We start from the raw sequence: 13,506 nt of genomic DNA, 5'->3' as shown, positions 1-13,506 counted from the left end.
TCGTTCCTGTATGGCGACAGAACAGCTGATGCACGTTCCCATTTTTCGTGATGACGACCTGTCAAGGTGACCTGGCCGACCGTGTTCAGGACGCCGTTGCTCTTCTGATAGACTTGGGCACTGGTTGCGAGGCAAGCGCGGCGGTCGATCCATCGGCCGCCAGCCGGCTTGGTCGCGGCGCGCTATTTCTGAGGGAATCGATCGGGGAGGTCAATGTGGGTGGTTTGGACAAGCTAAGCTTCGCGCTGCTGCTGATGGCAGCAGGTCATGGCCAGGCGGCGCAGTTGAATACGCAGTCGGATGCGCCCGCGACCACGTCGGCGTCCGTTTGTCCGGCCCAGGACATTTCGTTTTTCATCCAGCGATTTTCCAGTGACGAGGCGGTGCAACGCAGCTACACGGCGGTGCAGTCGGCTGAATTTCCCGTCATGCCTCTGGTGCAGGAGCGCAAGGACAACGCGCTCGTTCTGCAACTGGAAGAGGTGACGACAGCGACGGCGCGGGTCAATCTGGCCAAGGCCGACACCGATTACCTGGTGTCGTATTACTTCAAGATGGACGATTGCTGGAGACTGGTTCGTATCGAGAACCAGTCCCTGTGACGCAGCTGCCAGGCAACTGCGCCAGGTTGCGGCTTACACCATGTTGGCGCCGGTGCGACGGCGCCGCGCCGTAAAGCCCATCAAGGCCAGGCCGGCGCCGAGCAGCATGCCGGTTGCCGGCTCAGGAATGTCCGTGCCCGGATCGACAGGCCCGCCCACTTCCGTCACACCAAAGGTGATCGTGCCGAAGTTCCAGATGCCGTCTGGCGATACTAATCCATCATCGAAATCCTCGTAGAACTCCAGACGCAGGATGCCATCGGCGCCGACCAGGAAGTCAAACCCGAGGTCGATCAGGCTGGCCGAGCCGGCGTAGGTGGCGGTGCCAGGGTCCGGGTTTTCAAAACCCGGGTTGAAATACACGCCAGTCGACTGCGCTGAATCGCTGAAATACAGGCCGATCTCGGACAGATAGCTCGGTGTGAAAGCGGTAATGTTGACGTTGAAGGCGACACTGGTGATCTGGGAGCCTGCGCCCACATTGAACGTGTAGACCGTATTGCCTGCCTCTCCCACTTCACCAAAGCTCTGGGCACCAGCGATATTGACCACCAGCGGTGCAGCGAATGCAGAAGTGCAGGCCAGCAATGACAGCCCGACAAGCAGCTTTTTCAGGGTACGCAGGGACATGGTTTTCTCCGGTTAGTGTGAGCCTTGTAACTAGCAGTAACCGTGCCACATCTTAATTAAATTACAAGTGCTTGATTTGGATCGAGATTGTGATCAGCGCCTGTTGAGTGTATTTACGCTTGTAAGTTTTCCCGACATGGCGAGGTGGTGCTCGATGAACGGGGGGACGTTGGCAGACATCCGGGATTCCACGGCTCGGTGAAATCCCGGAACAAGCCATCAGACGCTATCTGAACGAGTAATTGGCACTGGCATAGAAACGGCGCCCGCGCGGATCCGTATAGCTGGGGTCGTATCCCGACAAGAAGTAATAAGCCTGGTTGGAATAGGGCGGACTCTTGTCGAACAGATTCTGGATGCCCACCCGCAGCTTCAGGTGTGCATCGACGGCATACGCGCCCGACAAATCCCACAGCGAATAACGCTTGACCCGGTTGGCCGCCACCACGCTGCCGTTATCGATATTGATCGCCGTATTCTGGTCTTCGTAGCCGCTCGAGAATGTATTTTGCAGGCTGGCCGACAGCGGGCCGCGATCCCAGTCGAAGCTCACCGTGTGCCGCCAGCGCTGGACCACGCCGTCGGTCACGAAGCGGTTCAGGTTGCTCACGAATTCGTCCCCTGGTGCATTCTGGATGTCCGACGTCAGCACATAGGTACCGTTCAGGCGTCCGCCGAAGCGACCGATGGCTGTATCGACCCCACGCACCGTGAGCGCCAGGTCGATGCCGCGCGCCAGTTGCGCGCCGCGGTTGTCCTTGCGCAGCGCGATGTAGTCGATCAGGCCGTCCTCGTCCCGATACACGAGATCGCCGTACTTGGCGAGGTTGCCCAGAATAATGTCATCGCCGATTTCGCTGATGAGGTTCGTGCGCTTGATGTTCCAGTAGTCGAGCGATGCGCTGACATGCTTGCCGGCGGCAAACACGGCGCCCAGCGAGAACTGGCGGCTGCGCTCGGGCTTCAGGTTTTCGTTACTGTAGCGACGCGTGTCCCAGTTGTCGGCGCAGTCCGAATAATTGTTCTCGACCGTGGCGCAGTAGACCGGATCGGGCAGGGTGGCCGTGCTGCTGTAGACGGTCGGGCGATACAACTCCGTCATTGACGGCGCGCGGAAGCCCCGGCCGGCCGAACCGCGCAGCAGCAGCGCCTCGCTTGGCCGGTAGGTCAGACCGATCTTCGGACTGACCGCGCCGCCAACGTTTTCGTAATGGTCGTAACGCGCCGACAGCTGCGCTTCCCACTGTTTCGCGAACGGCATCAGCACTTCGCCGTACACCGCAGCCACATCGCGGCTGTCGCTGGTCGCGCGGCCGCCTTCGGGCGCGGCGTCATTGTTGATGTTGTCGCTCAGTAGCAGGGCCGATGGCGTGAAGCGGTTCTTTTCGCGCCGCGCTTCGCCGCCAATGGCCACCGCCAGCTCGCCGCCCGCCATCGGCATCAGGGCGCGTGAAAATTTCACGTCGACGGCGTCGAGTGTGCCGCGCGCGCGGCGCACGACATCGTCGACCTGGATGCTGTCGATCAGCGCCTGGCCTTCCGGGCTCGATGCACCGAACGGGTTGATGCGGCCGTCGGCGATCCCTTCGAGCAGCTCGTTGTACAGCACGTAGCCATGGGTATCGCGGTCCTTGACCGTGTTGACGCTGTGGTTGTACGCAGTGTCGTAATCCCAGCCGCCCACGGTGCCCGTCATGCCAACCACGAAACGCACGCCTTCGCTGGTGAGCGTGCTGGTGCGCTGGCCCGCTTCGTTCAGGCGCATGCGCAATTCCAGTTCGCCCGGAATGTCGTCGTCCAATTGGTCCAGGCCGGTGCCAGCCAGTTGCGGCACGCGCGAATAATCGATGTAGCCGGTCACACGTGCCGAAGAGCCGGTGTAGTCGGTCTTGGCACGGCTGAGCGCGACTTCGGCATATGCCTGGTGCGAGCCGCCCAGCTTGATGACGGCGCGGCTGAGCAGGCTGGCTTTTTCGGATTTCGGATACAGCTCGGTATCACCCATGTAGTTATAGGTACAGGCATCGACGCCGCCGGTGCCCTCGGGCAGGTAGACATTGGCCGGCGGCGCGCAGTTCGGGACCGACAGGTTGATCAGGCGGTTCGTGATCGGCTGGCCGTTCAGCGTGAAACCGATCTCCTGCAGGCGATCGCGCTGGGCCGAGGTCAGGCGGATATTGGCCGGGCTGGTGTAGCTGGAGAGCAGGTGGCCGAGGCGCTGCTCGACCTGCAGGCCAGGAATGAAGCTGCGCTGCGACGTGTTGAGGGGATTGGCGCGCTGGAAGTCGGCCACGGCAAACACATTGTAGCCATCGCGCTCGAGCACGCCCTTGCCGGCGCTGAGGCTGGCGGTGCGCTTGCCGGCGCCGCCTTCGTCCGTCGTGCCGACGTACACGTTCGCTTCGAGTCCCTGGAAATCCTTGCGGGTGATGAAGTTGATGACGCCGCCGATGGCGTCAGTGCCATACAGCGCCGATGCGCCGTCGAGCAGCACTTCGACGCGCTCGAGGGCGGCGGCCGGAATATTGTTCAGGTCAACGCCGCTGTCATCGCCGGGCGACGCAAAGTTGGCCATGCGCCGGCCATTGAGCAGCACGAGCGTCGACGAGGTGCCGATGCCACGCAGGTTGGCGCTGTTGAAGCCGCGCTGGTCGCCGCCGACATTGATGCTGGCGCCGTCGGTCAAACCATTGCTGTTGGCCGACACGCGTCCCATCAGTTCGGCGGCGGTGGTCACACCCGTTTTCTCGATCTCGGCACGTGAAATCGTTTGCACTGGCAGCGCAGTTTCAGACTGCACGCGGCGGATCGCCGAGCCCGTGACTTCGACGCGCGGCAATTCAGTTGCCGACGTCGCTGGCAGCGTTTGCGCGGCGAGAGGCAGGCTGGCCAGGGCAATGGTCGTCCCGGCGCAGGCCAGGAGGACGCCGCGCACGGCGCGTGCGCCTGGTTTCAAATTCGTATTCATCCATTCTCCGTGATTACATCAAACTTATTGACTGATATTAAACGTGCGCTGGGTTGAATGGATGCAACAATCGGAGAGGGATGAATGGATGTTGTAAATATGGTACGCGCACGCGTAAAAAAACCGCCGCGTCGTTAGACGGGCGGTTTATCGAAGCATCAACTGGCGTTTAATTCGCGAACAGTACCTGGGCAATAATGCCGCTGGCGATCGCTGCCAGCACATAATCGTTGCCGGTCTGGACCCAGTGATAGCCACGCGGTGGCGCGCTCAGGTGACGGCCGCGCCAATCATTCACAACATAACGATTATTCCGGTATTCCTTGTGCAGCTTGCCGCCACGGCGCAGGTCGTGGCGCGGACCGCCACCGCGGTTATCGTCACGGCGATAATACTGGGCGCTGTCGTTGCGATGCTGGTTGTCATGGGCACGCGGGCCGCCGTTGTTGCGGCGATCGTCGTCACGGCGGTCATCGTCGCGGCGGTCGTCGCGTTGCTGCGAATAGCCGTTGCGGTCGTGATCGCGATCGTTTCCGTGATCACCGCGTTGTGCAAAAGCGCTGCCACTCACGGTAAAGGTCAATGCAATCAATGCTGCGATGAACTTGGTTTTCATTTTTATTTCTCCTGGTGGCCGATCCGTTGAATCGATGAGTTCATTAGACTACGGCCACCGCCTAACATGTTAAGAATTCCAGTAAGCAATGCTACAAAGTGTATCTGCGCCAGCGCTCGTCATAATGTGTGAGAAATAGCGTGCTGGCGCTCGATATGCCCGATGCCATGTGTGGCATGCAGAAGCGGGGCGGCGCGGACCTGACGGACAGGCACCTGGTGCAGGGGTATGGCTACCTGCTCGCGGTTGGCCTGATCGACACGGAGCTTGCGCAGCCTGGCGACCCGTCGCTGCTGATGTTCGCCGAGGGCAGCGGGTTGCTGACGGCGCTGGGCGGCCAGCTGACCCTGGCGCAACGCGCGGCCGCTCTGACCGAGACGCGTCGCATTGCTGCGGCGGCGAAGGCCCGGCGCGCGCGCGACGACAACAAGTCGGGCGCGATGCCGGCATCGATGCCGACCTGCGCGTTGTCGGCTACGCCGGTGGGTCGGCAGGTCTGACAGTCGAGCTGACAGGCGGGCTCACCGTTGCGCTCAGGGTCGGACTCAGGGTCGGGCTTAACAACGACGACACATACAGCAGCAGCTTGTCTTCGCTCGCGCCGAGGTCCAGGCCCGTGAGCTCGCCGATGCGCCGCAGCCGGTAGTCGAGCGTGTTGCGGTGGATGCCCAGCGCCTTTGCGGTGGCGGCCGAATTCTCGTTCTGCGCAAACCACGCGGATAGCGTTGCGCGCAGCATGGCGCGGCTCTTGTCGTGCGCAAGCCGCGCGATCGGCATGCGCAGCTGGTGCGCCTGCCAGCCGCTGTCCAGGCCGGACAGCAGCACCGGCAAGGCCATCTCGTAATAACTGAAGACCTGCTGCTGCGGATCGCGCGCACGCCCCAGCCGGCTGGCGGTGCGCGCACTGCCATACGAGATGGCCGCGCCGTCGATGCCGGGCAAGGCGATTCCCATCGACAGCGTGAACGGCAGCGTGCATTCTTCGCGCAGCAGCTGGGCCAGGGCGTCGAGGCGGCGCTGCGGCGGTGTCTCGAGTCCCTTGCGTGACGGCTCCCACGCCTCGAGCAGCACCAGTTCGGCCGGCCCGACGGTGGCGGTGAGGGCGTCGTCGCGTCGCGCGAGGATCCGCATCTGCAGCACCTGCACGGCGCTCGGCGCATGGTCCACTGCTGGCGGCACGCCCTGCAGTTCTACCAGGAACACGAGCTGCATGCGCTCGACGTCGATCCCGAGGCGCTGCGCCCAGCCTTCGAGTTCGGCGCGCGCGCCCGGCTCGTAGCGGATCAGGTTGAGCACGAACGCTTCGCGGTAGCGTGAATGGCTCTGCAGCGCCTGGGTCAGGGCGGCCTGCTCGAGGATCATCTCGGCACTGAGGCGTACCAGCTCGCCGAACTGGCGCACGTCGTCGGGCGCGCCGGACAAGCCCACCGCGCCGCAGATCTCGCCGCCGACGCACAGCGGCAGATTGATGCCCGGCTGAGCGCCATGCAGCTTGTGCGCGGCCGCTGCATCGATTTCGGTGGTGAGCTTCTTGGCCAGCGCCAGCAAGGCGCCGGCATGCAGCTCGCCGACCCGCCCCGGATTGCCGCTGGCGAGGATGACGCCGTGGGCGTCCATCACGTTGACATTGAACGGGATGATGCGCATGGTGCGCGAGACGATCTCCTGCGCGAGGCCGGCGTCGAGGATGTGCATGGCGATATCTGAAGGGGGGAATCGTTTGTGATTATGCACAATTTGTCGGGGCTGCGCCTGCGTCGGGCGGGTGTTGCCAGGGTCCGATAGCAGACGCTGGCCTGTTCGGGAGAACCATATTCGGCGGCCAACTTGTGCATATGTCTGAAAAAAGGCGTGAACGTGGTACTGAATCTTGTGCGTGTCGCCGACGCTGTGTGGCCCTTGTTTGGTTGATAATCTCGATGATTACATGACCATATATTCGGAGACAGCATGAGTACCATTGCCAGCACCCCCGGCGCGAGCCTGCTCGACGGCGCCTACCGCAAGGCCACGTGGCGCCTGATCCCCTTCATCTTCGTCTGCTACTTCTTCAATTACCTGGATCGCGTCAACGTCGGTTTCGCCAAGCTCGAGATGCTCGATGCGCTGCAGCTGAGCGAGACCGTGTATGGCCTGGGTGCCGGCATCTTCTTCATCGGCTACGTGACCTTCGGCGTGCCGAGTAACCTCATCCTGCACAAGCTCGGCGCGCGGCGCTGGATCGCGGTGATGATGATGACCTGGGGCGCGCTGTCGGCCTGCATGCTGTTCGTGAGCACGCCCGTCGAATTCTATGTGCTGCGCTTCTTTACCGGTGTGGCCGAAGCGGGCTTCTTCCCGGGCATGGTCCTGTACTTCACCAAGTGGTTCCCGGCGCACAAGCGCGGCCAGGTGATGGCGCTGTTCATGTCGGCCATTCCCGTCTCGGGCCTGATCGGCGGCCCGCTGTCGGGCTGGATGCTCAGTCACTTCTCGGCCGGGCAGGGCGGCATGGCTGGCTGGCAGTGGCTGTTCCTGCTGCAGGGGATTCCGACCGTGCTGCTGGGCGTGGCCGTGCTGTTCTACCTGAACGACAGCCTGGCGCAGGCGCCGTGGCTGACGGCCGAGGAAAAAACCGCGATGCAGACGGCGCTCGACGAGGACGAAGCGCAGCGCTCGAGCGGCACGCACGCGGTGCATTCGTTCGGCGCCGTGCTGCGCGACTGGCATGTGTGGATGCTCGGCTTCATCTATTTCAGCATCCAGATGGGCGTGTATGCGATCAACTTCTGGCTGCCATCGATCATCAAGTCGCTGGGCTTCGAGAGCGCCACGACGGTCGGCTGGCTCAGCGCGATTCCGTACCTGTTCGCGGGTGTCTTCATGGTGTTGGTGGGCCGCTCGGCCGACCGTCGCCGCGAACGCCGCTGGCACCTCTCGGCGCCGCTGCTGATGGCGCTGGCTGGCCTGCTGCTGGCCGCGAACTTCTCGGATAGCGTGGTGCTGGTGATGATCGGCCTGAGTCTGGCGACGATGGGCGCACTGACCGGCTTGCCGATGTTCTGGCCGCTGCCGGCAGCGTTCCTGGGCAGCGCGGCGGCGGCCGCCGGCCTGGCGCTGATCAATTCGATGGGCCAGATCGCCGGTTTCCTCAGCCCCTTCCTGGTCGGCTGGATCAAGGACGCCACCGGCAGCACGGACATGGCGCTGTACATCCTGTCGACCGTGCTGTTCATCGGCGCGATGCTGGTGCTCGTGGTGCCTGCGCGCCTCGTCAATCGTTGATCGGAGCGCAGTATGCACATCGTGATCGCACCCGATTCATTCAAGGAAAGCCTGTCGGCGCTGGAAGCAGCCAGCGCCATCGAGGCGGGTTTCCGCGAGATATTCCCTGACGCCAGCTATGTCAAGATCCCCGTCGCCGATGGTGGCGAAGGCACCGTCGAGGCGATGATCGCCGCGACGGCCGGCCGCCGCGTCGACCTGCGCGCCACCGGTCCGCTGGGCACGCCCGTCGACGCCTTCTACGGCCTGACGGGCGGCGACGTCATCGCCGTGATCGAGATGGCCGCTGCCAGCGGCCTGGAACTGGTCCCGCCGGCCGCGCGCGATCCGCTGCGCGCGACCAGCCGTGGCACGGGCGAATTGATCCTCGCCGCGCTCGACGCCGGTACGCGCCGCTTCATTCTCGGCGTGGGCGGCAGCGCCACCAACGACGGCGGCGCCGGGATGCTGCAAGCACTGGGCGTGCAGCTGCTCGACGCGCAGGACGCGCCACTGGCGCCGGGCGGCGCCGCGCTGGCAAACCTCGCGCGCATCGACATCACGCAGCTCGACGCGCGCGTGCGGGACGCGGTATTCGAGGTGGCGTGCGACGTCAGCAATCCGCTGGTCGGTCTAAATGGCGCCTCCGCCATCTTCGGCCCGCAAAAGGGCGCCACGCCAGCGATGGTCGCCCAACTCGACGCCAACCTGCGCCACTACGCCGCCGTCATCGCGCGCGACCTGGGCCAGGACGTGGCCGACGTGCCGGGTGCCGGCGCCGGTGGCGGCATCGCCGCTGCAATGCTGGTCTTCCTGAAAGGCCGCCTGCGGCCGGGCAGCGAAATCGTCGCCGACGCGGTCGGACTGGACGCCGCCGTCGCGCTGGCCGACCTGGTCATCACGGGAGAGGGCCGCATCGACAGCCAGACCGTCAACGGAAAAACGCCGATCGGCGTGGCCCGCGTCGCCGCCCACCATGGCAAACCGGTCATCGCCATCGGTGGCTGCCTGGGCCACGACGCCAGCGCCGTCCACGCCCACGGCATCGACGCCACCTTCAGCACCATCATGAAAGCCGGCACGGTCGCCGAAGCCCTCGCCAACGCCGAATTCAACCTGCGCACCACGGCCCGCAACGTCGCCGCCACGCTGAAACTCGGCCAATCCCTCTAACCCCAACCCCTAATTAGGGTCAGAGTAGAATTATTGAGCAATTGATCCGATTTCTCCGCAATGAGGGTCAGAGTCGAATTATTGGGCAATTGCTCGGGCCCGCCAACAAATAGGGTCAGAGTCGATTTATTGGGCAATTCCCAAAAGTTGTCAAACAATTCGACTCTGACCCTAATTATTGTTTTGAGTGTCGAGGCTGCCTGACAATTAGGGTCAGAGTCGAATTATTGGGCAATTTCTTTGGCAGCCAGCCAGCCAGCCAGTGGCTGCGGCTGGTGCGGTCAGCGGCCGATCCAGGCGGCGCCGGGCCAGGCGCCGCTCAGGACCATTTCTTTCATCAGGCCGACCAGTTCGGGGGCGGCTGCCACACTGACCGGTGAAGCGCGACGGGTGGCGGCGCGTGCCAGGACGATGCGGCGTGACAGGTCGGGCGTGCCGACCGGGGCGCCCGACAGCGTGCCCTCACGCAGTTCGTCGAGGATCGCTGAGCTGGGCAGGATGCTGTAGCCGAAGCCTTTGTTGACCAGCGATTTCTGCAGGTCGAGGGCATTCGTTTCGGCCACCACGTCGACACTGATGCCGGCCACTGCCAGCGCGTGTTCGATGATGCTGCGCAGGCCATGCGGGGCGTTCGGCAGGATCATTGGTCGGTCGCGCAGCTGCTTGAGCGGAAACGGCGTCGACGCATCGATCTCGCCCGGTGGGCCGATTACGTACAGGCGTTCATCGAGCAGCGCTTCGACCTGCAGGCCATTCGAGGCGCGTGTGTCGTACAGCAGCGCGAGTTCGACTTCACCGGCTTCCAGCCACTGCACGACATTGCCCGCATACCCGACATTGATGCCGACCGTGACCGCAGGGTGTCGGGTGCGCACGCGCGCCACCAGTTCGGTCGCCAGCAGATTGCTGGTGCTGGCCAGCAGTCCGATCATCAGCCGGCCCGAGATCGCATTGGCGGCCGGGCCGATTTCGGCGCGTGCCTTGTCCAGTTCACGCAGCGCGCGGCGGCCGTATTCGGCCAGCGTGCGGCCGGCGTCGGTCAACACCATGCCGTGGCGCTCACGCTCGAACAGCAGGGCGCCGCATTCTTCTTCCAGCATCCGGATATGGCGCGACACGGCTGGCTGCACCAGGTGCAGCAGTTCCGCAGCCTTGGTGGCGCTGCCCGTTTCGGCAATGGCGATGAGTGTGCGGATCTGCTTGATATCCATGGTTGTCCTTCAAGTGGTCGTGCCATCAACATAAGCTATTCCTCCGCTGCCTGCAATACCGGGGCGTGATCGCTGCCAGCCATGCACTCACGTGATCGTCGAATCACGTTTTTCTATTTCTGAGTCGCCTGCATTCAAATTTATGATGGGCCTCAATCCCACCACGCGACTGGTTCGTCATGGCAGCCATCCCCCGTTCCTACCTGTTCGTCCCCGGTAACCGCCCCGAGCGTTTTGTCCGCGCGTTGGATAGCGGAGCCAACGCCGTTATCGTGGACCTTGAAGATGCTGTCCCGCCCGCAGACAAGGACGCGGCGCGCATGCAGGTGGCAGCGGCACTTGACCCATCGATGCCCGTCATCCTGCGCATCAACGCCGAAGACACCCCCTGGTTCGAGGATGACCTGGCCCTGTGTCGCCACGCCGGCGTGGCCGCCATCATGCTGCCGAAGGCCGAGTCGGTGGAAAATCTGCAGCGCGTTGCGCAGCTTGGCCTCCCGGTACTGCCGCTGATCGAGACCGCCGCCGGCATGGCAGCGGTCGATGCGCTGGCGCGTGTGAAAGGCGTCGCGCGCCTGGCATTCGGCTCGATCGATTTCCAGTTCGACCTGGGCATCGAGGGCGATGACGAGGAACTGCTGCATTTTCGCTCGATGCTGGTGCTGGCCTCGCGCGTGGCCGGTTTGGCGGCGCCCATCGATGGCGTGACCGTGGCGCTGGACGACGACGCCCAGCTGCGTGCGGACACCGTGCGCGCCCGCCGCTTCGGCTTCGGCGCCAAGCTATGCATCCATCCGCGCCAAGTGGCGTCCGTCAACGCAGGCTTTCGGCCCACGGATGTCGAGCTGGCCTGGGCCACGCGCGTGCTGGCCGCAGCGCGCGAGGCCAACGGCGCCGCCGTCGCCGTGGACGGCAAGATGGCCGATCGCCCCGTGATCCTCCGGGCCCAGCGCATCGTCGACGACGCATTCGACTAGAACAAGACAACGACAGGAGACACCCCATGGACAAGTTGACCGCCTGGCAGGGCCGCACCGAAGAACAGCTGGATGCCATCACCGCAGCGCCGCTCGCGGCGATGGCCGCGCTGCTCGACCGCGATGACCCGGCCCCGCACCCCGGCAGCGCCGTGCCGCCGCTGTGGCACTGGCTGTACTTTTTGCCCGTCCACCGGCAATCGCAACTCGGACCGGACGGCCACGCACTGCGCGGGGGCTTCCTGCCGCCGGTCGATCTGCCGCGCCGTATGTGGGCCGGCGGGCGCCTGCGCTTCATTGCGCCGCTGCAGGTCGGCGATCAGGCACGGCGCGTGTCGACCATTGCGGACATCACGAGCAAGGAAGGCCGCAGCGGCAAGCTGGTGTTCGTGCTGGTGCGCCACGTGATCGAAGGCGCAGCCGGCGTGGCGATCGAGGAAGAACATGACATCGTCTACCGCGCCAATCCGCAGCCTGACGATCCGGCGCCGGTCCCGGTAATGGCCGACCTTGACCACGACTGGATCCGCGAGATCACGCCCGACCCGGTGCTGCTGTTTCGCTACTCGGCGCTGACCTTCAACGGCCACCGCATCCATTATGACCAGCCCTACGTGACGCAGGTCGAAGGCTATCCGGGCCTGATCGTGCACGGCCCGCTGATCGCGAGCCTGCTGCTCGACCTCGTGCGGCGCGAACGGCCGGCCGCCGTCGTCAGCGCGTTTTCGTTTCGCGCCGTGCAGCCGCTATTCGACATCCACCGCTTCAGCGTTTGCGGCCGCGTCGAGCCGGACGGCCACACGATCACGCTGTGGGCCAAGACCCACGACGGCCAACTGGCCATGCGCGCCGAAGCGCTGCTGGCCTAAGCCACCCCAATAAAAACCAGGAGACCGCCATGCACACCGACCACGATTTTGAAGACATCCGCGACGCGCTGCGCGCCCTGTGCGCCGAATTCCCGGCCGAGTACTTCCGCAAGGTCGACGACGAGCGGGGCTACCCCGAAGCTTTTGTCACCGCACTGACGCAAGCCGGCTGGCTCGCGGCGCTGATCCCACAGGAATACGGTGGCTCGGGCCTGGGCCTGACGGAAGCCTCGGTCATCATGGAAGAGATCAACCGCTCGGGCGGCAACGCCGGCGCCTGCCACGGCCAGATGTACAATATGGGCACGCTGCTGCGCCACGGCTCCGAAGCGCAGAAGCGCCACTACCTGCCGCGCATTGCCAGCGGCGAACTGCGCCTGCAATCGATGGCCGTGACCGAGCCGACCACCGGCACCGACACCACCAAGATCAAGACGACGGCCGTGCGCAAGGGCGACCGCTACGTGATCAACGGCCAGAAGGTGTGGATCTCGCGCGTGCAGCATTCCGACCTGATGATCCTGCTGGCGCGCACCACGCCCCTTGCCGAGGTCACGAAAAAATCCGAGGGCATGTCGATCTTCCTGGTCGACATCAAGGATGCGATCAAGCAGGGCATGGTCGTGCAGCCGATCCAGAACATGGTCAACCACGAGACCAATGAGCTGTTCTTCGAGAACCTGGAAATCCCGGCCGAGAATCTGATCGGCGAAGAAGGCAAGGGCTTCAAGTACATCCTCGACGGCCTGAATGCCGAGCGCACGCTGATCGCTGCCGAATGCATCGGCGACGGCTACTGGTTCATCGACAAGATCAGCAAGTACGTCAATGAGCGCGTCGTGTTCGGGCGACCCATCGGCCAGAACCAGGGCGTGCAATTTCCGATTGCGCGCGCGTATATCAACGTCGAAGCGGCGAACCTGATGCGCTTTAAAGCCTGCGCGCTGTTCGATGCGCACAAGCCGTGCGGCGCTGAAGCCAATATGGCCAAGATGCTGGCCGCCGAAGCATCGTGGGAAGCGGCCAACGCCTGCCTGCAGTTCCACGGTGGCTTCGGTTTCGCGTCCGAATACGACGTCGAGCGCAAGTTCCGCGAAACGCGCCTGTACCAGGTGGCGCCGATCTCGACAAACCTGATTCTGTCGTACGTCGCCGAGCATGTGCTTGGTCTGCCACGTTCGTTCTGAGGAGGCGCGCACATGACACCTGTGACACCA

The 13,506-nt window shown here is 63.9% G+C and carries 12 protein-coding genes; 7 read left to right on the top strand and 5 right to left on the bottom strand.

Annotated features, from left to right (window positions below; translation table 11 throughout):
- Window positions 1-47: 47 nt before the first annotated feature.
- Window positions 48-602: a hypothetical protein gene (locus AC56LH_RS10565; RefSeq protein WP_499645906.1), complete on the top strand. Its 555-nt coding sequence runs from the start codon at window positions 48-50 to the stop codon at window positions 600-602.
- A gap of 33 nt (window positions 603-635) precedes the next feature.
- Here the strand turns inward: AC56LH_RS10565 and AC56LH_RS10560 are convergent, their stop codons facing one another.
- From AC56LH_RS10560 to AC56LH_RS10550, 3 genes are all read right to left on the bottom strand, one after another.
- Window positions 636-1,232 carry a PEP-CTERM sorting domain-containing protein gene (locus AC56LH_RS10560; RefSeq protein ID WP_499645905.1) on the bottom strand — a complete coding sequence of 199 codons (597 nt, stop codon included), beginning with the start codon at window positions 1,230-1,232 and terminating at the stop codon, window positions 636-638.
- A 226-nt stretch (window positions 1,233-1,458) separates the two neighbouring features.
- Window positions 1,459-4,200, bottom strand: coding sequence for a TonB-dependent receptor (locus AC56LH_RS10555; protein ID WP_499645904.1), 2,742 nt, complete (start codon window positions 4,198-4,200; stop codon window positions 1,459-1,461).
- A gap of 169 nt (window positions 4,201-4,369) precedes the next feature.
- On the bottom strand, window positions 4,370-4,816 hold the full coding sequence (locus tag AC56LH_RS10550; RefSeq protein WP_499645903.1) for an RcnB family protein: 447 nt from the start codon (window positions 4,814-4,816) through the stop codon (window positions 4,370-4,372).
- A gap of 128 nt (window positions 4,817-4,944) precedes the next feature.
- On the opposite strand from AC56LH_RS10550, the gene AC56LH_RS10545 reads away from it, so the two are divergent.
- A complete protein-coding gene (locus tag AC56LH_RS10545; protein WP_499645902.1) occupies window positions 4,945-5,316 on the top strand; it encodes a hypothetical protein in 372 nt (123 codons plus the stop codon).
- Here AC56LH_RS10545 and AC56LH_RS10540 read toward each other — a convergent pair.
- Window positions 5,291-6,511 (bottom strand): sugar diacid recognition domain-containing protein, encoded by a 1,221-nt coding sequence (locus AC56LH_RS10540; RefSeq protein ID WP_499645901.1) that lies wholly within the window; start codon window positions 6,509-6,511, stop codon window positions 5,291-5,293. The genes AC56LH_RS10545 and AC56LH_RS10540 overlap by 26 nt on opposite strands.
- Window positions 6,512-6,766: 255 nt before the next feature.
- On the opposite strand from AC56LH_RS10540, the gene AC56LH_RS10535 reads away from it, so the two are divergent.
- Together AC56LH_RS10535 and AC56LH_RS10530 are read left to right on the top strand one after the other, a co-directional pair.
- The gene (locus AC56LH_RS10535; protein ID WP_499645900.1) at window positions 6,767-8,080 is read left to right on the top strand and encodes an MFS transporter; all 1,314 of its coding nucleotides are present in this window, start codon (window positions 6,767-6,769) and stop codon (window positions 8,078-8,080) included.
- Between the two features lie 12 nt (window positions 8,081-8,092).
- Window positions 8,093-9,232 (top strand): glycerate kinase, encoded by a 1,140-nt coding sequence (locus AC56LH_RS10530; protein WP_499645899.1) that lies wholly within the window; start codon window positions 8,093-8,095, stop codon window positions 9,230-9,232.
- A 281-nt stretch (window positions 9,233-9,513) separates the two neighbouring features.
- Here the strand turns inward: AC56LH_RS10530 and AC56LH_RS10525 are convergent, their stop codons facing one another.
- A complete protein-coding gene (locus AC56LH_RS10525) occupies window positions 9,514-10,443 on the bottom strand; it encodes a LysR family transcriptional regulator (RefSeq protein ID WP_499645898.1) in 930 nt (309 codons plus the stop codon).
- Between the two features lie 179 nt (window positions 10,444-10,622).
- Here AC56LH_RS10525 and AC56LH_RS10520 point away from each other — a divergent pair, with 179 nt between their 5' ends.
- Genes AC56LH_RS10520 through AC56LH_RS10510 form a run of 3 tightly spaced genes read left to right on the top strand, consistent with a single transcriptional unit; the run spans window position 10,623 to window position 13,476 of the window.
- Window positions 10,623-11,420, top strand: a complete 798-nt coding sequence (locus AC56LH_RS10520; RefSeq protein ID WP_499645897.1) for an HpcH/HpaI aldolase/citrate lyase family protein — start codon at window positions 10,623-10,625, stop codon at window positions 11,418-11,420.
- Between the two features lie 26 nt (window positions 11,421-11,446).
- On the top strand, window positions 11,447-12,289 hold the full coding sequence (locus tag AC56LH_RS10515; protein WP_499645896.1) for an HTD2 family dehydratase: 843 nt from the start codon (window positions 11,447-11,449) through the stop codon (window positions 12,287-12,289).
- Between the two features lie 29 nt (window positions 12,290-12,318).
- Window positions 12,319-13,476 (top strand): acyl-CoA dehydrogenase family protein, encoded by a 1,158-nt coding sequence (locus tag AC56LH_RS10510; RefSeq protein WP_499645895.1) that lies wholly within the window; start codon window positions 12,319-12,321, stop codon window positions 13,474-13,476.
- Window positions 13,477-13,506: the final 30 nt, after the last annotated feature.

Source organism: Telluria sp. LT1R51-2, assembly GCF_059685775.1.
The sequence above is the reverse complement of the archived record's forward strand: the minus strand, read 5'-3'. Positions and strand labels throughout refer to the sequence as shown.